We start from the raw sequence: 16850 nt of genomic DNA, 5'->3' as shown, positions 1-16850 counted from the left end.
AGGACATCGTGGACAGTGTGTCTCAGGACTTCGTGGACACTATGGCGGGATTTGCTCTGGTCATGAGCAATTTCACTCCGGATATCAAGATCCGGCTTTTGGTGGCGACATGGCCCGAGGACGCTCCGAGGGGTGCAGTGGCGCGGTTCTGCCGGCAGCACAAAGTGTCCCGGTCTTGGTTCTATAAAGTCAGGGCCGCGGCCGAGGCTTCCGGATCGATCAGGGCCATGGAATTGGGGTCCACGAAACCGAAAAGCAGCCCGGCGCAAATCGGCTCGGGAATGGTTGAAGTGGCGCTGTTGACGAGGGATTCCCTGGAGCAGGCCGGTTATGACCACGGGCCTTTGAGTGTGGCCGCGAAAATGCGCCGGCAAGGCTTCGAGCCGCCCTCCCGCGCGACTCTGGCCCGGATCTTCACCAGGGCCGGGGTCGTGGTCCCGGAACCACGGAAGAAGCCCCGCAGCGCTCTTCGCAGGTTCGTTTATCCGGAGCCCAACGGGTGCTGGCAGATCGACTCGACCGAGTGGATGCTTGCCAAGGGAACGAAGGTTGCAATCTTTCAGATCGTCGATGACCACTCCCGTTTGGCGCTGGCCTCGCTCGTGGCAAGCGGAGAGACCAGCGAAGCGGCCATCCGGGTCGTAAAAACAGCGATCGAACGCAACGGAGTACCGCGGAAGTTCCTCTCGGACAACGGATCCGCGTTCAACCCCACCCGGATGGGACGGACCGGGGCCCTGGTGGACTACCTGAAATCCCTAGGCGTGGAACCGATCACCGGCAAACCATACAAACCCACCACACAGGGCAAGAACGAACGCTTCCACCGGACGCTGCACAGATTCCTGAACAAGCAACCGCCGGCTGCCACGATGGAAGAGCTCCAGGCCCACATCGACACGTTCGACCAGTACTACAACACCGAGCGCGAACACCAGTCGCTCCCGCCCGGAACAACGCCGATCGAGGCATGGAACACCACCCCGAAGGCCATGCCCCCGCAGCCGCCCACCCCGGAAACCACCAAAGCGAACGCACGCCGCAGCGTCCGGCGAACCGCCAATCTACACGGCGAGGCCACCGTCGTCGGCACCCGCTTCAAACTCGGCAAGGAATACATCGGCCACGAAATTCACGTCCTCTACGACGATGAAACGATCATGTTTTTCGACACCCGCGGAACGGAAATCATCAGCCACCAGCGCCCTCCGAAAGGCACGAACTACGTCGGCAACAACAAACCCCGCGGATTTATGGCCAACCAACTGTCCACAATGTCCTGAGACATGAACCGTCCACGATGTCCCGAGACATGAAGTGTCCACGATGTGCCGAGACATCACACACCTCCAAAGAGGCGAGATCTCACGTTTGGATTGGCAGCGCACGGATCGGAAACCTACTGACTTCGCGATTTCCGGCGTCGAACGGCAGAGAGATAGCACATGCGAAGCAACGCGCCCGCTCCGACGGCAAGGAACGCGTAGAGCAGGCCTTCATATGGTGTTCTTGTGATCGGGACCAAAACGAACCACGTTACGGCAACAATGACCGCGACCCCAACCAAATAGACAACTCTGTCCCTAGACATAAGTGCTCCTCAGCTCGGCTGTTATGTGCACTGCACACCAGTGTATTCAAACGGATTCCACCCGATAGAGGAGGGACTCCCCAAAACGACAACCCGAGGCAATCCTGGCCTGCCGTGAAGTGTTGGAACGGGTGGCGGCGGAACGTGCATGACGGAATCGTCACCCTCGAATCAGTTGGGCCGGGTTCGCTCGCGATGCCACCACGGCCGGGTATACGGCTGACAAAGTCCCGCTGGCGATGCCCACGCCGATTCCCCAAAGCGCTGCGTACCAAGGAATGACGGGAGCCCACCCCTCGCCCGCCGAGTAGGCCAGGACTGCCGCCATCCCCGCGGCGCCACCTGCAGCACCGCCGATTGCCCCGACGACGGCACCCTCAACGAGGAACATGCATCCGAGAGCCACCCGCCGCATCCCGAGCGCTCGCCGGAGCGCGATCTCGCCGGAGCGGGCCATAACGCCGAGGTACATGGTGGTCCCGGCGCTCAGGCACGCTATGGCCAACAGGACGGTGGACACAATGGCCACGAGTCGGCCGAGGTCCGAGTTGATGCCTTGCTTCAACTCCCGGAGGTCGGCGACGGTCTGGACCTTGACGGCACCGGTTTCGGCGGGGCTGAGCGCCTTGGGCAATGCCTCGGCGATTGCCGCCGGCATCCCAGGGTCCGTCCGAAGAACCACGCTGGCCGCCATCCTGTCCTTCACGGCATACGATCCAACGCCGACCACCACCGCTCCGGCAAGTATGGGATCCCTCCCGGGGTCCCCGATGAGGCCAACCACCGGGACGGGGTGCCCGTAAAGCCAGACGACGACGCCGGGTCCCGGCTTCCCGACGCCGAGTTGCCGGGCCGCTTCTTTCCCGAGGATCGCAACGGGTCCGCCAAACGACTGGTCCAGCAATGCGGGATCACCGTGGGTCACCGAAGCGCCTTGGAGGCGAAGATAGGCGGAGTCGACTACCCGCACGGCCCCGTTGAAGACCGGCTGCTCAGGGAAGGACCCCGGGCGAAACGTCGAAGGCTTCACCACTGAGGCGGACAGCTCGGCGACAACACCCGCCCCGTGCACGCCGGTCAGGGCCTTGGCGCGCTCAAGGTCTGCGCGAACTTCTCCCAGGAGGTGTAACCGGCTTCGCGTGTTGCGCGGACCTCATCGCTGGCCGCCGCGTCGATCCGCGTGGAGACCCTCACTGCGGCGCTCTCGCTCAGCCCGATGGCCGCGACCAGCCCGCCGCTGCCAGGAGGAAAGCGAGGATCAGAAGGAGCGCTTTGGCCGGGCGCACGGTGAGTGCCGATAGCGCGTCCGCAACCAGGTCCGCGAGTTCGTGACGACGACGGCGCACCAAGCCCGCGTGCGGGACGGGCGCATCGCCGTCGTGCGCTCCGGACTCGGCCTCTGCCCGGATCACTGACCCCGTGTCGGCGACCACCGCGCCGTCGCGCATCGTAACGATGCGGTCGGCGGAGGCGGCGATGCCGGGGTCGTGGCTGACCATCACGATCGTGGTTCCGCCGGCGTGGAGTTCGCGCAGGTGGCGGAGGACAATCTGTCCGTTGGTGGTGTCGAGGCTGCCGGTCGGCTCGTCGGCGAGGACCACGTCGGGGGCGCCGATCACGGCGCGGGCGATGGCGAGGCGTTGCCGTTCGCCGCCGGAAGTAGCGATGCCGGCGTTCCAACCCGGTGGCCGAGGCCGAACCTATCGAGCGCAGGTCCCACAAGCTGTTTCTGGACGTCCGGCCCGATCCCCCGTGCGCGCAAGCCGAGGACGGCGTTGCGGGCGGCGGCATCGCGGCCAACCATGTGGGACTCCTGGAACACGAAACCGAAGATCTGCGCCCGCCGCTCGGCGCGTTCCTGCTCGCTGAGCCGGCCGACGTCGACGTCGTGCACGAGGTACGTGCCCGCCGTTGGCGTGTCGAGCAGGCCCAGGACGTTGAGGAGCGTCGACTTGCCCGAGCCCGAGGGGCCGACGATCGCGACGAACTCCCCGGCGTGGATATCGAGGTGAACGCCGCCTAGTGCCTTGGCGCCGGGGAACTCACGGGCAATCCCGCGCAGGCTGAGTAGTGGCGCGCCAGAAGACTCGAGCGTCGTGAAAGACTGTCCGCTCATGGCAACCTGACGCGATCGCCCACAGCGAGCCCCGCAGCCTCCGCAAGGGCCGCCCATCCGTCTGCCTGAGCCGTGACCTTTACGTCCACACGCCGAAGGCTGGACGAGTCCTCGACTTCTAGGTATGCCGCGCCGGATTCCTGGCGGATAGCGATGAGTGGCACGGCAAGCGCCTCCGGAGCAGCAGCGCCTGCGGTGAGGGTGACGGATTGCTCGGCGGCGAACCCCTGCGTACCGGCGGGCAGTGGAAGCGTGATGTCCTTGCCGGGCACCTCGTTCTTGCTGGGGTCTCCATCCTTGAAACCGCTCAGCTGCCCCACCTTCGCGTCGAGGGCGGCCGAGCCTGCCCGGACCGTGACCGGGGTCCCGGCGGCAAAGGACTCAGCCTGGAGGACGTCTGCACGGGCCACGATAGCGTCGTCGGCAATGGTCACGTGCGCCACGATTCCATCCTCGGCCAGGACAGCTCCGGGTCCCGCGATGGAGGCGATCCTCCCGGTGTCACCGGGGATCTGCACGAATTCCCGCCAGCGGAGCACTACGGCGGGCGTGGAGGTTCCCGGCGTGGTTTTCGCCGAGCTTGAGTCCGCGGCGGCTGCGTCTTGCTTGGTGGCACCTTGCTTGGCTGTCTCGGACCCTACCGACTCGTACCACCCGGAGAGGGCACGCTGGGTCGCGGCGTCGAAGGTGCCGGTGGTCGCGACGGAATAGCCGAACCCGGCGAGTGCCCCTTGGAGCGCAGTGACGTCGGGGCCGGAGTCGCCCGATGCGATGTCCCGGTACAGCGGGACGCTGCTTGGCAGGATCAGGAGGGGACGGCCGGACACGACGGCGAGTAGCTCTCCCGGCGCGACCCGGTCCGCGGCTCCCTTCACTGTGGACGTCACCACCAGCCTGTCGATACCGGCGGACGCAGTTGCCTTCACGGCTACCTGGGCCCCGGCGATGACTTTCCCGGAGATGGTTACCTGTTTCACCACTGCTCGCCGCTCCACGGTCGCGGACACTGGCACGACCGTGGAGGTGGCTTGAGCGGTTGTCGTCCCCGCGGCGGTGGTGGTACCAGCCCAATAGGCCGCGGCAAGGCCCGAGAGAACCAGCACCGTCACGGCAGGAATGAGCCACCAGCGGGGAACCCGTCTCATGGCGGTGCGGAGTCCGGGTTCAGAGCTTGGCATCGGCAACCCCGTGGTCCCGGAGAACCTGGCGCGCCCGCTCCACTGCCGCCGTCTTCTGCTCGCCGAGCTTGTTGAGCTCCGCCTGGTGGTCCTTTATCTGGGCCGCTTGGTATTGGGCGAGAATGTCATACGGCTTCCGGGCGCCGCCGATTGACTCCTTGCACTCGATGCCAAGCAGCACAACGCGGATTTCGTCCTCCTTGGAGCCGCTCGAGCTCATTGTCCAGGTACCGTCCTCCTCCAGCAGTTTCAGGCCTTTGCCTTCGACACACGTTTCCCATGCTTTGCGGTAGGCCAGATACTCGGGATCACGCGACGTGAGGAGCGCCGCGATCTGCCCGATGCGGTTTGGGATCGACGTGTCACCGGCCAGGCCCTCAAGGAGCTCCGGGAAGCCCGCACGCCCGACGGAGTCGTAGCATCTTGACGCCGCTTGCTCCTGCTCCGCGCTGATCACGGGAGGCCTAACTTGTTTCTCCAGGACGCCAGGGATTCTTCGAGTCTCGGGCGTGGCCCCGTTTCTGGCAGCGAGCTGCCGCGACCATGATCCGAATCGCCGGTCCTCGAGGGCTTTCCCGTCACCGCCCCACGGAACGACGGTAAAGCCAGCTGACTCGACGCAGTCGTCAATGAGGAACCCCACGGCGTTGTTCACGAACACGTTCTCCCTGTCCGAATACCAGTACTTGTCCATGGGAAGGACCACCTCACCCGTGGCCTCGTTGAGTGAGGCCCGGGCATCGGCCGCTTTGGAGCGGTCAACCGCGGGCAAAGGAGTGGCACCCAACGAAGGTTTGGGTGATTGAGCGGCCGGCCCGGAGCAGGCCGTGATGGCTGCGACCACAACCGCGGCCAGCACGGATACTGCCCCAGCCAAACTCGAGCGACTATGCATCTGCGTGTCAGCCCCAGACGCTTGAGATCTCGTCGTCCCAGTTCCAACCGGCGTACATCCGCTCGTTGCGCAGGTCGTTGTTGGCGTTACCTCCTCGATAGATTAGTTTGTACCCTTCATAATTGGCGTCCTGATAGAAGTACACGTACGGAGACCTTGAGTCAGCGGCCGGACCAACGACGAGCGAACTTGCCTTGTCGTTGGCATCCGGGCCGACGTTCGAGGTCACCCAGCCAAACGTGCGTTGAGTGCCCGTAAACCAGTAGTTGTCGTACAGGCACACCCGGGCGGTGGGACAGGACGGTGCTGCGCTTGCGGCAGTGATGCCTGAGGCAACGGATGCGGTGACGAGTGCTGCAACTCCAGCAGCACGGAATATAGCTTTCAATGGATCCCCCAATTTTTCGGCGGCGTGACTGGTGCTGAGGAGGCCCTCATGCGCCAGAGCCAGCGATTGAGCAGTAAGGGCGCGCCTCCAAGGACTATGGAGTCCTTAGCCAAAAGCTATCGCCGGGAATCACCACTGAGTGGTCCTCGGAGGGGAATTGAGTGGTGAAAAGGGGCAAATTGAGTGGTGGAAGGGGGGAACTGAGCGGCGTAAGGGGGGAAATTGAGCGGTCCAGACGTGTTCGGACTGAGTGGTGCGACCATCCGGGACCCTCTTGCCGTCATCCCACCTGCCGTCTCAGAACGCAAAAAGGCCCCGGTCCAAGGACCGGGGCCAAACGCGGAGAATGGGGGATTTGAACCCCCACGACAGTCCGCGTCATATAGCCAGAATCGGCGCAATCTAGGGGAAGTTGACGTATCCGCAGATATGTGTATGAAAAGTACATATCCAGTTTTGTTGACGGCGTCAACATTGGAAAACACCGCATCGAAGATAAAAAGGGCCCCTCACTGATCTCTTCAGTGAGGGGCCCTTTGCGTACTCCGCTTTTCATTCGCACCCCCATGGGGGCTATTGCGCAGAGACGGCCTGAGCTGCCGCATGAACCAGCGTTTCCAGATCCTCATCGAGAGCCTTACAGATGGCCTCAATGTCGTTCAATGTGAATGGCAGGTCATCCCGGAGTCTCTTTGACAGGTAACTCTGAGAGACGCCAGCCCTGAATGCCAGCTGGGCGCCACTGACGCGCTGACGAGCCATAGTCGCCCGGACCTCCGCAGAGGTGGCCCGGGCAAATGGGCCGGAAGGGTTTTGCTTACCTTGGGGCATGGACATATCGTATCCGCTCTTTCGCTGCGCGCTGGGGAGGCTGAATCCCTCATAAGACTCAGGCTGACCCTACTTAGGGTCAGTCTATCTAAAGGAGAGTATATAGCCAGAGCATACGCAGGTTGTGCCTAGTTTAAGATCAGGACCCTATGTAGGGTAACTTTTAACATCACGCTAAGCCCTCTACTCGTCACGTAGAAGCGAGATTGCTTCAACTGTCAGTCGGGCGTCGTAAGATTTTTGAATTATTCGAACATACTTTCTAACTGGGGACAGAAGATGCAGGTTGAGCGGCTGGTTGTACTCGCACAAGACACTGACGGTCAACGCGAGGCTTGGGGGCCGTGGACAGGTGCCGTTAAAAACGGCAAGCGCCCCGTGACCATTCAAGAGGTCGGGGCGCTTTTTGAGGTGAGCGAGATGACGATCGGGGACTTTGCGGGCCTGGCGGAATCGCTCTCGGCTATGCCGTCTCAGCTGTGGGCTGCACTCGCGCGTCGGCGCGATCCATCAGTGTTCCCGGGGCAACCGCCAATGCCTCCGCAATCTTGAGGAAGGTGGGCATTGGGATGCTGCGCTTGCCGGTCATGTAGTGGCTCATAGTGACGCGGTTGATGCCGACCTTGTCAGCAAGGTCCTTCTGCTCCATGCTGCGCTCAGCTAGCTCGACCTTGATCTGAGTTACCATCGCGGCTTCGTAGCGCTCAACATAAGTTGTCATGTGACCAATTTAAGCGCATGTCGATGATGCTTGCAACATGATCGGCTAATCGGGTATGCCATCCGGCGTACCCGATTCCGCGTTAACCACTACTTGGAAAAGTTGCGTCGAGTACTTGCAAATAGTCAATCGACTATTTACGGTAGTCATATGACAACCCCACCCCCTGGCGCAACAGTCGCCACAGACTCCGAAATTGCCAGCCGGATCCTTGCCGCAATGAAGGAAGGCGGCATCAGCCTTCTGGCCCTGTCCGATAAGACCGGGATCCCCTACAAGACCCTCGAGCGAAGCATCAAAGGCGGAACTAGTGGACATCGCAGTCTGACTATAGGCGAATTTCGCGCCGTCACCTTCGCACTGAAGTGCAACCCCACTGAACTCATTGAGGATAACGCGGCATGAGCGACCCTGATGAGACCATGACGGCCCTTGAGGTTGCCGACAAGCTCAAAGTGTCAGTGCAGACCGTCTACCGCATGTGCAAGTCGGGCAAATGGCCGGCAATCAAAATCGGCCGGATCTACCGATTCACCCCCGAGCAGTACGCAAGCATCATCGAACCGCCAGCGCGGCCCGTTCTGAAGCCCCGCACTCAACGCAAGAACATTGAACGCCTTCTGCGTTCCGCCTAACCCGGCAACCCTCGCCCGACTTAGGGCAAACACCACAGCATCAAAGACATCCCCCGCTCAGAGGTCCGCCACTGACGAAGAAAGGGTCCTATCGCCATGCCCGAAAACATGACAACCACCGGCTATGAGAAGCGAATCCTGGAGTATGCAGAGGTTCACGGTCACGAGGTTGGCCGCAGTAAAGCGCAGCGTCTCGCGTCGAAGCTCTGCAAGCGACAGGCGCGGATGACGGATCTCGACCTTGAGCGCATCTTGACTCATTCAGATCCGACGCCCAGGCAGGCATTCCGCAACATGGAGGCTGCAGCATGAAGGCGGCAATCCTCGAAGACAACACCTGGCTCGAAGATGCCGAGGCGACGATCGATCAACTATCCCGCGACATGCCCGAGTTCACTGCCGACGACTTGCGCAAGGAGATGCGCGAACCAGCGAACACGAACTGGCCGGGCATGGCGTTCGCTAATGCCCGCAACAAGGGGCTCATTGAGTCCGTCGCGAGTTCCGTATCCCACGCACGGACAAGGAAGTACGGATCACTGAAGATCTGGACCCGCCGCATAAAGGAAGAGGCAACATCATGAACGGCTTTTTCGTACTGGTCTTCGCGGCCACCATCTTTGCCGCCCCGTTGATGATCGGCAGGGCGCGCGCTTATGACCGGTTCCTGAATGAGCCGGCGCCTGAGAGTGACGAGTGCGCGGAGATCCTCGCGCAACGGGTAGACGACGACGCTGATGCGTTTCGGAAGGGGGAATCATGATCGCCGAAGAAGTCATGGAGCAGGTTCGGGAAGCGTTGGATTCCTACTTGCGGCTTGAATCGACCCCGGTCGTATTTTGCCGCCAAGATCGCCGCGACCGTGGACGACTACGAGCTGACCAAGTGACTACCGAACCGCCCAGCCCGCCCCTTCCTCCGCACCTGACTAGGAACCTGGCCGTGCTGCAAGCCACCTGCCCGTCCGTGTACGCCACCATCTTCCCCACGACGAAGGACGCAACCAAATGAGCACCACGATCAAGAGTGCGTTGCAGCCGGAAGGATTCCACGCAACGATCTATCGCAAGAGCCACGGCAACATTGGCATCAGGGTATGTGCGTTTGGCGAGGCGCAACCGCCCATCACGCTCAACCCCGCCGATCTTCTGTCCGCGCTCCGTGATGAGGATTTCCTGCCCGAGGACGACGGACTCAGGGGACGGGTAGAGGCGCTGGCTGAGGATTGGGCAACCGAGGGGGCACTTAGTTCCTATGGTGCCGCCGAAGCTCTCCGTGAGGCGCTGAACCCGACGCCCCCATACCAGTTCCCGACCGGGCTAGGGGCAGTCATGGAAGGCAAGAACGGAACCGTGACAACGCAGCTCGCCCGAATCGGCGACATCTGGCATGACAAGTACGACAACGTGTGGCAGACCAGCGAAGTGCCGCTAGCCTTCACCAACTTGCGCACCCTGTCCGAGGGCGTGGAACTGTGAGCCTGGATGCGATCCGCAAGCGGGCGGAAGCGGCTGAGCCGGGGCCATGGTTCCTCGACTCTGATGGCGTGAGCATCTACTACGTGTTCCACAACGGCGACACGCTTGACCGTGACAGGCTAGCCGAGTCTTCCGGGTCCGACGCCGAGTTCATCGCTCACGCCCGCACGGACATCCCCCGCCTGCTCAACGCACTGGACGCGGTGCTCGAATGGTGTGACACGAACCAGCACCCCTTCCACCCGTCAGAAGGTGTCGAAGGATTCAGCTCTCAAGACTGGGCATTGGACGACGCTGCACGCCGAATCCGCACCGCACTCACCGACGCTTTGGAGGTCAAGCCATGAGCCTGCACGACGCGATTGAGAAGCTGGCCGACAGGCTGTGGGATGAGGGCTCAGACGAGGCCGCCCTCAACGTGGTCGCCGACCTCCGTGCTGCTCTCGCCGCCAACCCGGCACCCGAGACTGAGTGGGGTGTCCGCCGCGATCAGGACAGCCCGTGCCACTCCAAGGAATACGCCGAGCAGACCATTGCGATGCAGCGGAAGCGGAAGCTCAAGCCGGTGCTCATCAAGCGTGAGGTTGGCCCTTGGGGGGTGGCCGAGTGAAGCGGGTCGAAGCAGCCGCGAAAGCCATGCGTGATCCAATGCCGAACCGGATCACGTACGGGGAAGACCTCGAAGAGTGGGTGGACAGGGTAATCCCGGACGCCCTCGCTGCCGCCGATGGGGTCATGTTCTCGGAGGCCAGTATAGAGAAGGCGGTGAAGGCGGTTCACAAGCACCGCTGGGTGCTCGGAGGTATCGCCTCGGACGAGGACATAGCCCGCGCCGTTATCGCCGCACTACAGGAGGAAGCATGAGCGGCATGCAGGCCCAGTGCTGGTTTATGGTCTGCCCAGACTGCGGTAAGTGCGTCGAGTCAATGGACATCCACTGCAACGGCACCATGCGCGGAAATAGACCTAACCCAGATCACGAGGACGCCGCACTACAGGAGGACGCATGACCATGTTCGACGCGATCCGGGCGACACTGGAAGAACACCGCGACTGGGCTTGCATGGGCCGCAGCCTCGAAATCGTCTACTGCACGGGCGCCGGCTGCGAGTGGTCCGTCAATGAGCGCCAATGGAGAGCCAGTGACTTGCACCGCGAACACGTGGCCGCTGTTGTTGCCGGGATCATGGAGGGCGAGTTGGCTGATGCGTGGGACGAGGGCCGCGATCACGGCGCCGTGTACCCCTTTGGCAAGCGTGGCCTAGCAACCGACGACAACCCTTACCGGAGATGAGCGCAAGATGAGCAACTGCACATGCCATCCAGTCGAGAACCCATGGACCTACTACGGCGCGGTTGAGCCAGGCGGCGCGATGGAACCAAACCCCGACTGCCCCGAGCACTTCCCCAGCGCGGTCGTGAACGAGTATCCGCGCTACGCCTCGATCAAAGTCGTTGACGGGCCAACCACCTCTTTCCTGATAGCCGAGCGGGTACGCGGTGGCTGGCAATCGGGCGTCATGAACTACCCGGACAGCATCGTTGAGAGATTCACCCCGCTGGCGGTGCACACCGCGGAAGAAGTCGAAGAAGGACTCCGACACGTCAAGGCTGAGGCGTTGCGGGAAGCAGCGGACGAGTGGGAGGCATACATTCGCGCCATGAACTTCGGGACAACATACCCCATCGACTGGCTCCGTGCCCGTGCTGATCGGGTGGAGGGCGGGTGAGCGGAATGGACCACGACGCCCGCAAGGAGAACTGGTCCCGGCCGCCCAACAAAACCCCCGGCTGCAGCTGCCCAGCTTGGCGATACAGCCCAATGCACCAAAGACCGACGAACCCAGACTGCAAACAACACGGCCCCAACTAGGGGCCTTTTTCATGCCCAGAAACGGAGCAAACATGGGGTACTCTCCCGGGATTTACGAAGGCATCAGCAACGAGGAATACCATGCAGACCTGGCCCTCGGCTCGACGTCACTGAAGACGCTCGCCGTCCGGACACCAGCGCACTGGAAATACGAGTCCGAGAATCCAGTCCACAAGGATGCATTCGACATCGGCACACTCGCCCACAGCCTCATCCTCGAAGGCGACAAGACCAAGCACCGCGTGATCGACGTCGAAGACAAGCGCGGCAACAAATGGACCATACCCGCGAACGAAGCAAAAGATGAGGGCTTGATCCCGGTCACGCCGAAGGAATGGGCTGGCATCGTCGGGATGCGTGACTCGGTAATGGCGCACCCCGTGGCGCGCGAACTGTTCACCGGCCACCGTCCCGAAGAGTCGGTCTTCTGGGAAGAAGATGGCCAGATGCTCAAGTGCCGGCCGGACGCATGGCATCCAAGCGTGCTTGTGGATTTGAAGACCGGCCGCAACGCAGACCCCAATGAGTTCGGCAAAGTCACGGCCGACTACGGCTACCACCAATCGGCAGGGCACTACATCGACGGCGTCAAGGCGGCGACGGGCGAAGAGTTGCCGTTCCGTTTCGTCCTGGTCGAGAAGACGGAACCCTACCTCGTGTCCGTGGTTGAGCTTGACGCGGCATCGATCGACATTGGACGGCAACTCAACGACAGGGCCAAGCGCATCTACCGCGAATGCATCGAGTCCGGTAGCTGGCCCGGGTATCCGACCGTCGAACCAGTCAGCATCCCGATGTTGGCCTTCTACAAAGCCGAAGACCTGCTAGGGATTCCCAATGACATCGAAATAGGAGCATCGCCATGGACCTAACCAAAACCATCGTGCCAAAGTCCGACCAGCTCAATAGTGACGATCTCGTCACCGGGCCCGTAACTGTGACCATCACAGAAGTCCGGGCTGGCAACGCCGAGCAGCCGGTTTCGATCCTCCTGGCAGAGTTCCCCGGCCGACCCTACAAGCCTTCCAAGAGCATGCGTCGCGTGCTAGTCCAGGGCTGGGGATCTGACGGCGATGCTTACACCGACCGCCGACTCACACTGTTCCGCAACCCTGAAATCAAATTCGGCGGGGACCAAGTCGGCGGCATCGAAATCGCGGCAATGTCCCACATCCCGAAGCGACTCAGCGTCTCGCTCATGGTGACCCGCGGCAAGCGCAAACCTTTCAGCGTGGACCCTCTCCTGGATGCCGCACCCGTGAAGACCTCAGCACCCGCGCGCAACTGGAAAGCTGAAGCCGACGCCCTCACGGGCAACGTTGACGCGCTCCGTTCCCTCTACATGGACGCACAAGCAGCCGGTGCCGACCAAGACACCCTCACCCACATCCAAAACAATGCAGGAGCCAACGCATGAGCAACACAACGAAAACCGGTCACGTCACGGTCAGCATCCTCGCCGGCCCCATCGAAGCAACCGGGAACGAATCCGAGTCAGGGCGCCATCAAATCTGGATGGCCAACGGACTCGCATTCATTCACATCACACCCGACGTTGCGCGTCAGTGGATCGGCGTTTTGGAACCGATCGCGAAGGCGGCCGAGTAGTCCACCCGCACCAAACCCCCCGAGGCCGCCATAGAGCGGCTTTTTTCATGCCCAAAAGAAAGAAGAAGACCCATGGAACCTATTCAGATCATTCTTGTCATCGCCGCATGCGCCGGCGCTCTACTCATCCTCGGATTCATCATCTGGCTCATCGCCGCACTGGTCATCACGAGCAGGGCCAAGAAGGCGTTCAGGGAAGTTGATGACTTCTTCAATCAGTCGCCGCTCATGCGAAACGACCACCTGAATCGCCGCCGCTAACTGCCATCCAAAATCCCGCGGCGCACGGACCCCCTGCCGTGCGCCGCGCCCAAAACGAAAGAAGCACATGACCACCGAGATAGCACAGCCCACCGACCTGACAGCACTCATCCAGGCACGAGACGGCGTCGCAGTCGTCATCTACACCAAGAACGACTGCCGATGGTGCGACATGACGAAGCGGATCCTCGACCGCGAAGGAGTCAACTACACGGCCGTCAACGTAGAAGAGGATGCGACCGCCTACACCTACGTCACGGAGATCCTCAACCGCCGTGAGATGCCCGTCATCATCGCCTCAGCCATGGAAGGCGACGTCGTGTGGTCTGGGTTCCAACCCGCCAAGATCCGGGAGCACATCACACACAGGGCCGATGCGGCATGAGCCGGTCCTGCTTCACTAGCGAGCCAGGGCAGTGGCGGATGTTCTGCGATGTCTGCTTTGACCACGACGAGGCAACCTTCGACAAAGCGCCAGCCTTGCTCCCATTCCACCAAGCTGGCTGGTTCATCGGGAAACGTGTGGACGCATGCCCTAAGTGCGTATCGGCCGGCAAGCTCCCCAGCGACGAGCCGAACGCAAAAGTACTCGCCGATGCGGCCGCCATATGACGCCGGATCCATGTTGCTTTTTATGCCGCAGTTCGCTCGGCATCTGCCTATCCCGTCATCGCTGCGATCACCACGTCAAAGCCCAGAAGCAAGACGACGCCAACCATCGGGCAAGCCGCACCATACGCGACCCGACAGGCAACGAAGCCGTCAACAACGTCATGCGGGCCACGCGCCCACCGAAACCCAAGGAGAAGTTATGAGCCCGCGCAGACCCAAGCCGCCGGCCGCGACGCACACCTTCCGCGCCGTTTGGCCGATCGTAAACGGCACCGGCACGGCAGGCAGCGACGCGGAACTCATCATGCAAGCCATCGGCGACCTGCCCAATGTTGCGCACCGCCATAACGCCACCATCGTCGGCCCGTCACGCAGCTGTATCGCTGACGGCCGCCGAGTCCCAGGATCCGGCGGCGCACTGCAAGTCGTCGTCATCGAAGCGCCGGCCGTCCAAGCGAAGAGTCGCGGTTATCGCCATGGCTGAGATGAACGGCCAAACGGACATCTTCGAACTGCTGGAATGTGGGGCGCCACTGGAATTGCAGCCATTGTTCAAGGTTCGCCCGACTGGCTGGTACGGCAAGCCGAAGTGCGGTTGGTGCGGAAGTACCAACACAATCGGCGGAGGCGCTTGCCGGCACCCGCAAAACCGGAATCAGTCAATCGGCTATGACTATTGCCAGAGGTGCGTCAACCTTTACGGTCACCCGCACGTCAACGGACGGACGCCGATCATTATGGTTACCGCGGACGATCAGCGCATTATGTGCCCATTCTGTAGATCCATATGGGGCTTCGGACTCAAGCCGGAAGTGCTCGCGAGGATAGCGACCGAGCACGCGCCGGCCAGTGACGGACTCTGCGCGCATATGGAAATTCATGGACGGACCGAGCCCTACTACGCGCCCGGCGAAACTCCCTGGCTGCCTGAATTCATCATCCAATTCCCGCGCCCCAAAGGCTGCGGCGGACTTAGCCAGATGAAGGGAGGAACCTTTGCCCAGAGACACGCGCCCCTACTTCACCCTCACGAATGAATATCCGCGACACCGCAAGATACGCACCCTCAGTGACAAGGCATTCCGCCTCCACGTGGAATTAATCGCCGACTGCAATGAGGCTCAGAGTGACGGGGAGTTCACGAGCCACGAGCTGAACATGCGGGGCATAAAGGCCGGGCGTGAACTCATCGACGCGGGCCTTGTCGAAGATCTCGGTGACACGTACCGGCTGCACGACTACCTGTCACACCAGAACTCAAAGAAACAGATCCAGGACTTGAAGGCGGACAAGGCTGAGCGCGGAAGTCGCGGCGGCAAGGAGTCGGCACACAAGCGCTGGCACGTCGCCCGAGGCATCTTCAAGGACGACTGTGAACTATGCGCCGACCTCCAAGAAGAGGCATAAGCGGGATAAGCGGAACTGTAAGCGGCCGCTTATAAATCGTTAATAGCAAACGTGTAACAACCTATAACAAATGTGTAAGCGAAACATAAGCACCATAACCATAACCATTACTTATCTCACCTAAGTGCCCTATCTCACCTCTGCTTTTGCCTTGGCTTTTAGAGAAGTGATGAAAAAAGTTCCAACCAATCGTCCAGTTCCGTAACGCGAGGGCTGGGCGATTTTTGGTTGGAGGAAGGAATCCCATTGACCATCACCGACCAGCAGACGCGCGCCGTCGCCTACCTGCTGCACGAGATCCGCCCTGACTGGGGCATCACGTCGCTCGTCTCGCTGATCGACAAGCACCAGCCCCAAGACCTCGGCCCGCTGATCATCGCGGCCACCACGAAGGCCATGGAAGCAAGCTGCCTGACACCGGGCCCGATCTTCCATCCAGGCAATCACTGGCCGGCCAAAGCACAAGCCGTGATGCCCAAAGCCAAACCATGCCCGGACCACATCGGCGAATCGTCACACAACTGCCGCTGCTGTGCCGCCGATCGCAAAGCACAACGAAACGAGGACGACCAATGAGCTACGACATTTGGGCCACGATTGAGCCCGCACCAAACCGCTTCAGCACTTACCTCGACCTCGGCAACATGACATCCAACGTCTCCCCAATGTGGCGGAAAGCGAGCCCGGACACCGATGGGCTCGCCGGGATCCATGGGGTGCGCGGCGCCGAAGTGAGCGAAAGCCTAATTGCCGGGCTAGGCGTCATGTTCGCCACGCGGGGCGAGCTGGAAAAACTCAACCCGGCGAACGGGTGGGGAAACTTTCCCGCTGCGTTCAGGTACTTCGCCAGGGTCGCAAGGGCGGCGCGGGATCACCCAGACGCAGTGTTCGGAGTGTCCCGATGACCCTGCACCTCCGCATTGAAGCGGCCATCAAACTGCTCTACCCCGAAGAAATCACCCCGCAAGCCAAAGCCGTCCTCGAACGCATCCTCGAAGAAGAAAGCGAAGAACGATGAGCCACAACGAACTCGTAGCCGAAATTGAGCGCCTAACCGAACTCAACGACCGACTATCCAAGCAGCTCATCGGCATGAGCGAGACGCTGGAAACCGGCCGCCGCGAACTGCTCGCAACAGGCTGGGATGCTGCCGTAAGCGAGGCTGACAGTCGCTGGCAGATCGGCGCGAACCAGCACCACTCTGGTTCGGCGCGAATGAACTGATCCTTGCTAAAGCGCCCATGACAGACGTTGGC

The 16850-nt window shown here is 61.5% G+C and carries 31 protein-coding genes and 1 pseudogene; 24 read left to right on the top strand and 8 right to left on the bottom strand.

The features are described from left to right. Positions 1-137: 137 nt before the first annotated feature. Positions 138-1306, top strand: a pseudogene (locus ACF0H6_RS15245) (DDE-type integrase/transposase/recombinase); the annotation flags it as partial. Between the two features lie 445 nt (positions 1307-1751). Here the strand turns inward: ACF0H6_RS15245 and ACF0H6_RS15240 are convergent. The 8 genes from ACF0H6_RS15240 to ACF0H6_RS15205 all read right to left on the bottom strand — a co-directional run bounded on the left by ACF0H6_RS15240 (position 1752) and on the right by ACF0H6_RS15205 (position 7720). Continuing rightward, positions 1752-2663 carry an ABC transporter permease gene (locus tag ACF0H6_RS15240; RefSeq protein WP_395250434.1) on the bottom strand — a complete coding sequence of 304 codons (912 nt, stop codon included), beginning with the start codon at positions 2661-2663 and terminating at the stop codon, positions 1752-1754. 136 nt (positions 2664-2799) lie between these two features. Next, positions 2800-3222, bottom strand: a complete 423-nt coding sequence (locus ACF0H6_RS15235; RefSeq protein ID WP_395251322.1) for a hypothetical protein — start codon at positions 3220-3222, stop codon at positions 2800-2802. Then, entirely contained in the window at positions 3207-3707 is a 501-nt protein-coding gene (locus tag ACF0H6_RS15230) for an ATP-binding cassette domain-containing protein (RefSeq protein WP_395250433.1), read from the bottom strand. Before ACF0H6_RS15230 ends, ACF0H6_RS15235 begins: the two co-directional genes overlap by 16 nt. Next, entirely contained in the window at positions 3704-4885 is a 1182-nt protein-coding gene (locus ACF0H6_RS15225; protein WP_395250432.1) for a peptidoglycan-binding protein, read from the bottom strand. Before ACF0H6_RS15225 ends, ACF0H6_RS15230 begins: the two co-directional genes overlap by 4 nt. Continuing rightward, positions 4872-5762, bottom strand: a complete 891-nt coding sequence (locus ACF0H6_RS15220) for a hypothetical protein (protein WP_395250431.1) — start codon at positions 5760-5762, stop codon at positions 4872-4874. The genes ACF0H6_RS15225 and ACF0H6_RS15220 overlap by 14 nt, the downstream gene beginning before the upstream one ends. Positions 5763-5787: 25 nt before the next feature. After that, the gene (locus ACF0H6_RS15215) at positions 5788-6168 is read right to left on the bottom strand and encodes a peptidase inhibitor family I36 protein (RefSeq protein ID WP_395250430.1); all 381 of its coding nucleotides are present in this window, start codon (positions 6166-6168) and stop codon (positions 5788-5790) included. A 573-nt stretch (positions 6169-6741) separates the two neighbouring features. Then, positions 6742-6999 (bottom strand): helix-turn-helix domain-containing protein, encoded by a 258-nt coding sequence (locus ACF0H6_RS15210; protein WP_395250429.1) that lies wholly within the window; start codon positions 6997-6999, stop codon positions 6742-6744. 463 nt (positions 7000-7462) lie between these two features. Further along, positions 7463-7720 (bottom strand): helix-turn-helix domain-containing protein, encoded by a 258-nt coding sequence (locus tag ACF0H6_RS15205; protein ID WP_395250428.1) that lies wholly within the window; start codon positions 7718-7720, stop codon positions 7463-7465. 150 nt (positions 7721-7870) lie between these two features. Here ACF0H6_RS15205 and ACF0H6_RS15200 point away from each other — a divergent pair, with 150 nt between their 5' ends. The 23 genes from ACF0H6_RS15200 (at position 7871) to ACF0H6_RS15090 (ending at position 16818) form a co-directional block, all read left to right on the top strand. Continuing rightward, a complete protein-coding gene (locus ACF0H6_RS15200; RefSeq protein WP_395250427.1) occupies positions 7871-8125 on the top strand; it encodes a helix-turn-helix domain-containing protein in 255 nt (84 codons plus the stop codon). Further along, positions 8122-8355 carry a helix-turn-helix domain-containing protein gene (locus tag ACF0H6_RS15195; protein ID WP_395250426.1) on the top strand — a complete coding sequence of 78 codons (234 nt, stop codon included), beginning with the start codon at positions 8122-8124 and terminating at the stop codon, positions 8353-8355. The genes ACF0H6_RS15200 and ACF0H6_RS15195 overlap by 4 nt, the downstream gene beginning before the upstream one ends. A 96-nt stretch (positions 8356-8451) precedes the next feature. Continuing rightward, positions 8452-8667: a hypothetical protein gene (locus ACF0H6_RS15190; RefSeq protein ID WP_395250425.1), complete on the top strand. Its 216-nt coding sequence runs from the start codon at positions 8452-8454 to the stop codon at positions 8665-8667. Further along, a complete protein-coding gene (locus tag ACF0H6_RS15185) occupies positions 8664-8939 on the top strand; it encodes a hypothetical protein (protein WP_395250424.1) in 276 nt (91 codons plus the stop codon). Before ACF0H6_RS15190 ends, ACF0H6_RS15185 begins: the two co-directional genes overlap by 4 nt. Further along, positions 8936-9118, top strand: a complete 183-nt coding sequence (locus ACF0H6_RS15180) for a hypothetical protein (protein ID WP_395250423.1) — start codon at positions 8936-8938, stop codon at positions 9116-9118. The genes ACF0H6_RS15185 and ACF0H6_RS15180 overlap by 4 nt, the downstream gene beginning before the upstream one ends. Then, on the top strand, positions 9115-9366 hold the full coding sequence (locus ACF0H6_RS15175) for a hypothetical protein (RefSeq protein ID WP_395250422.1): 252 nt from the start codon (positions 9115-9117) through the stop codon (positions 9364-9366). Before ACF0H6_RS15180 ends, ACF0H6_RS15175 begins: the two co-directional genes overlap by 4 nt. Beyond that, positions 9363-9833 carry a hypothetical protein gene (locus ACF0H6_RS15170; RefSeq protein ID WP_395250421.1) on the top strand — a complete coding sequence of 157 codons (471 nt, stop codon included), beginning with the start codon at positions 9363-9365 and terminating at the stop codon, positions 9831-9833. Before ACF0H6_RS15175 ends, ACF0H6_RS15170 begins: the two co-directional genes overlap by 4 nt. Then, positions 9830-10180, top strand: a complete 351-nt coding sequence (locus ACF0H6_RS15165; protein WP_395250420.1) for a hypothetical protein — start codon at positions 9830-9832, stop codon at positions 10178-10180. The genes ACF0H6_RS15170 and ACF0H6_RS15165 overlap by 4 nt, the downstream gene beginning before the upstream one ends. Beyond that, positions 10177-10443: a hypothetical protein gene (locus ACF0H6_RS15160; RefSeq protein ID WP_395250419.1), complete on the top strand. Its 267-nt coding sequence runs from the start codon at positions 10177-10179 to the stop codon at positions 10441-10443. The genes ACF0H6_RS15165 and ACF0H6_RS15160 overlap by 4 nt, the downstream gene beginning before the upstream one ends. 26 nt (positions 10444-10469) lie before the next feature. Beyond that, a complete protein-coding gene (locus ACF0H6_RS15155) occupies positions 10470-10697 on the top strand; it encodes a hypothetical protein (RefSeq protein ID WP_395250418.1) in 228 nt (75 codons plus the stop codon). Between the two features lie 142 nt (positions 10698-10839). Beyond that, positions 10840-11127 carry a hypothetical protein gene (locus tag ACF0H6_RS15150; RefSeq protein ID WP_395250417.1) on the top strand — a complete coding sequence of 96 codons (288 nt, stop codon included), beginning with the start codon at positions 10840-10842 and terminating at the stop codon, positions 11125-11127. A 7-nt stretch (positions 11128-11134) separates the two neighbouring features. Next, positions 11135-11563 carry a hypothetical protein gene (locus ACF0H6_RS15145; protein ID WP_395250416.1) on the top strand — a complete coding sequence of 143 codons (429 nt, stop codon included), beginning with the start codon at positions 11135-11137 and terminating at the stop codon, positions 11561-11563. 175 nt (positions 11564-11738) lie between these two features. Further along, the gene (locus ACF0H6_RS15140) at positions 11739-12578 is read left to right on the top strand and encodes a PD-(D/E)XK nuclease-like domain-containing protein (RefSeq protein ID WP_395250415.1); all 840 of its coding nucleotides are present in this window, start codon (positions 11739-11741) and stop codon (positions 12576-12578) included. Beyond that, the gene (locus tag ACF0H6_RS15135) at positions 12569-13123 is read left to right on the top strand and encodes a hypothetical protein (protein ID WP_395250414.1); all 555 of its coding nucleotides are present in this window, start codon (positions 12569-12571) and stop codon (positions 13121-13123) included. The genes ACF0H6_RS15140 and ACF0H6_RS15135 overlap by 10 nt, the downstream gene beginning before the upstream one ends. After that, a complete protein-coding gene (locus ACF0H6_RS15130; protein WP_395250413.1) occupies positions 13120-13314 on the top strand; it encodes a hypothetical protein in 195 nt (64 codons plus the stop codon). The genes ACF0H6_RS15135 and ACF0H6_RS15130 overlap by 4 nt, the downstream gene beginning before the upstream one ends. A gap of 72 nt (positions 13315-13386) precedes the next feature. Further along, positions 13387-13575 (top strand): hypothetical protein, encoded by a 189-nt coding sequence (locus ACF0H6_RS15125; RefSeq protein WP_395250412.1) that lies wholly within the window; start codon positions 13387-13389, stop codon positions 13573-13575. A 67-nt stretch (positions 13576-13642) separates the two neighbouring features. Continuing rightward, positions 13643-13960, top strand: coding sequence for a glutaredoxin family protein (locus ACF0H6_RS15120; protein WP_395250411.1), 318 nt, complete (start codon positions 13643-13645; stop codon positions 13958-13960). 426 nt (positions 13961-14386) lie between these two features. Further along, positions 14387-14671, top strand: a complete 285-nt coding sequence (locus ACF0H6_RS15115; protein WP_395250410.1) for a hypothetical protein — start codon at positions 14387-14389, stop codon at positions 14669-14671. Then, the gene (locus tag ACF0H6_RS15110) at positions 14664-15224 is read left to right on the top strand and encodes a hypothetical protein (RefSeq protein WP_395250409.1); all 561 of its coding nucleotides are present in this window, start codon (positions 14664-14666) and stop codon (positions 15222-15224) included. The genes ACF0H6_RS15115 and ACF0H6_RS15110 overlap by 8 nt, the downstream gene beginning before the upstream one ends. 55 nt (positions 15225-15279) lie before the next feature. Beyond that, entirely contained in the window at positions 15280-15594 is a 315-nt protein-coding gene (locus ACF0H6_RS15105; RefSeq protein WP_395250408.1) for a hypothetical protein, read from the top strand. 246 nt (positions 15595-15840) lie between these two features. Next, positions 15841-16170, top strand: a complete 330-nt coding sequence (locus ACF0H6_RS15100; protein ID WP_395250407.1) for a hypothetical protein — start codon at positions 15841-15843, stop codon at positions 16168-16170. Then, positions 16167-16499 carry a hypothetical protein gene (locus ACF0H6_RS15095; RefSeq protein ID WP_395250406.1) on the top strand — a complete coding sequence of 111 codons (333 nt, stop codon included), beginning with the start codon at positions 16167-16169 and terminating at the stop codon, positions 16497-16499. Before ACF0H6_RS15100 ends, ACF0H6_RS15095 begins: the two co-directional genes overlap by 4 nt. A gap of 109 nt (positions 16500-16608) precedes the next feature. Continuing rightward, positions 16609-16818 (top strand): hypothetical protein, encoded by a 210-nt coding sequence (locus ACF0H6_RS15090; protein ID WP_395250405.1) that lies wholly within the window; start codon positions 16609-16611, stop codon positions 16816-16818. Positions 16819-16850: the final 32 nt, after the last annotated feature.

This window comes from Arthrobacter sp. NA-172 (genome assembly GCF_043952055.1).
Lineage (GTDB): Bacteria > Actinomycetota > Actinomycetes > Actinomycetales > Micrococcaceae > Arthrobacter.
Note: the sequence above shows the minus strand (reverse complement) of the source record. Positions and strands in the feature narration are given on the sequence as shown.

Coding starts and splice junctions, on each gene's coding strand:
- ACF0H6_RS15230 (WP_395250433.1), bottom strand. CDS start 3,707: ATGAGCGGACAGTCTTTCACGACGCTCGAGTCTTCTGGCGCGCCACTA.
- ACF0H6_RS15225 (WP_395250432.1), bottom strand. CDS start 4,885: ATGCCAAGCTCTGAACCCGGACTCCGCACCGCCATGAGACGGGTTCCC.
- ACF0H6_RS15210 (WP_395250429.1), bottom strand. CDS start 6,999: ATGCCCCAAGGTAAGCAAAACCCTTCCGGCCCATTTGCCCGGGCCACC.
- ACF0H6_RS15205 (WP_395250428.1), bottom strand. CDS start 7,720: ATGACAACTTATGTTGAGCGCTACGAAGCCGCGATGGTAACTCAGATC.
- ACF0H6_RS15200 (WP_395250427.1), top strand. CDS start 7,871: ATGACAACCCCACCCCCTGGCGCAACAGTCGCCACAGACTCCGAAATT.
- ACF0H6_RS15195 (WP_395250426.1), top strand. CDS start 8,122: ATGAGCGACCCTGATGAGACCATGACGGCCCTTGAGGTTGCCGACAAG.
- ACF0H6_RS15190 (WP_395250425.1), top strand. CDS start 8,452: ATGCCCGAAAACATGACAACCACCGGCTATGAGAAGCGAATCCTGGAG.
- ACF0H6_RS15185 (WP_395250424.1), top strand. CDS start 8,664: ATGAAGGCGGCAATCCTCGAAGACAACACCTGGCTCGAAGATGCCGAG.
- ACF0H6_RS15180 (WP_395250423.1), top strand. CDS start 8,936: ATGAACGGCTTTTTCGTACTGGTCTTCGCGGCCACCATCTTTGCCGCC.
- ACF0H6_RS15175 (WP_395250422.1), top strand. CDS start 9,115: ATGATCGCCGAAGAAGTCATGGAGCAGGTTCGGGAAGCGTTGGATTCC.
- ACF0H6_RS15170 (WP_395250421.1), top strand. CDS start 9,363: ATGAGCACCACGATCAAGAGTGCGTTGCAGCCGGAAGGATTCCACGCA.
- ACF0H6_RS15160 (WP_395250419.1), top strand. CDS start 10,177: ATGAGCCTGCACGACGCGATTGAGAAGCTGGCCGACAGGCTGTGGGAT.
- ACF0H6_RS15155 (WP_395250418.1), top strand. CDS start 10,470: ATGCGTGATCCAATGCCGAACCGGATCACGTACGGGGAAGACCTCGAA.
- ACF0H6_RS15150 (WP_395250417.1), top strand. CDS start 10,840: ATGACCATGTTCGACGCGATCCGGGCGACACTGGAAGAACACCGCGAC.
- ACF0H6_RS15145 (WP_395250416.1), top strand. CDS start 11,135: ATGAGCAACTGCACATGCCATCCAGTCGAGAACCCATGGACCTACTAC.
- ACF0H6_RS15140 (WP_395250415.1), top strand. CDS start 11,739: ATGGGGTACTCTCCCGGGATTTACGAAGGCATCAGCAACGAGGAATAC.
- ACF0H6_RS15135 (WP_395250414.1), top strand. CDS start 12,569: ATGGACCTAACCAAAACCATCGTGCCAAAGTCCGACCAGCTCAATAGT.
- ACF0H6_RS15130 (WP_395250413.1), top strand. CDS start 13,120: ATGAGCAACACAACGAAAACCGGTCACGTCACGGTCAGCATCCTCGCC.
- ACF0H6_RS15125 (WP_395250412.1), top strand. CDS start 13,387: ATGGAACCTATTCAGATCATTCTTGTCATCGCCGCATGCGCCGGCGCT.
- ACF0H6_RS15120 (WP_395250411.1), top strand. CDS start 13,643: ATGACCACCGAGATAGCACAGCCCACCGACCTGACAGCACTCATCCAG.
- ACF0H6_RS15115 (WP_395250410.1), top strand. CDS start 14,387: ATGAGCCCGCGCAGACCCAAGCCGCCGGCCGCGACGCACACCTTCCGC.
- ACF0H6_RS15110 (WP_395250409.1), top strand. CDS start 14,664: ATGGCTGAGATGAACGGCCAAACGGACATCTTCGAACTGCTGGAATGT.
- ACF0H6_RS15095 (WP_395250406.1), top strand. CDS start 16,167: ATGAGCTACGACATTTGGGCCACGATTGAGCCCGCACCAAACCGCTTC.
- ACF0H6_RS15090 (WP_395250405.1), top strand. CDS start 16,609: ATGAGCCACAACGAACTCGTAGCCGAAATTGAGCGCCTAACCGAACTC.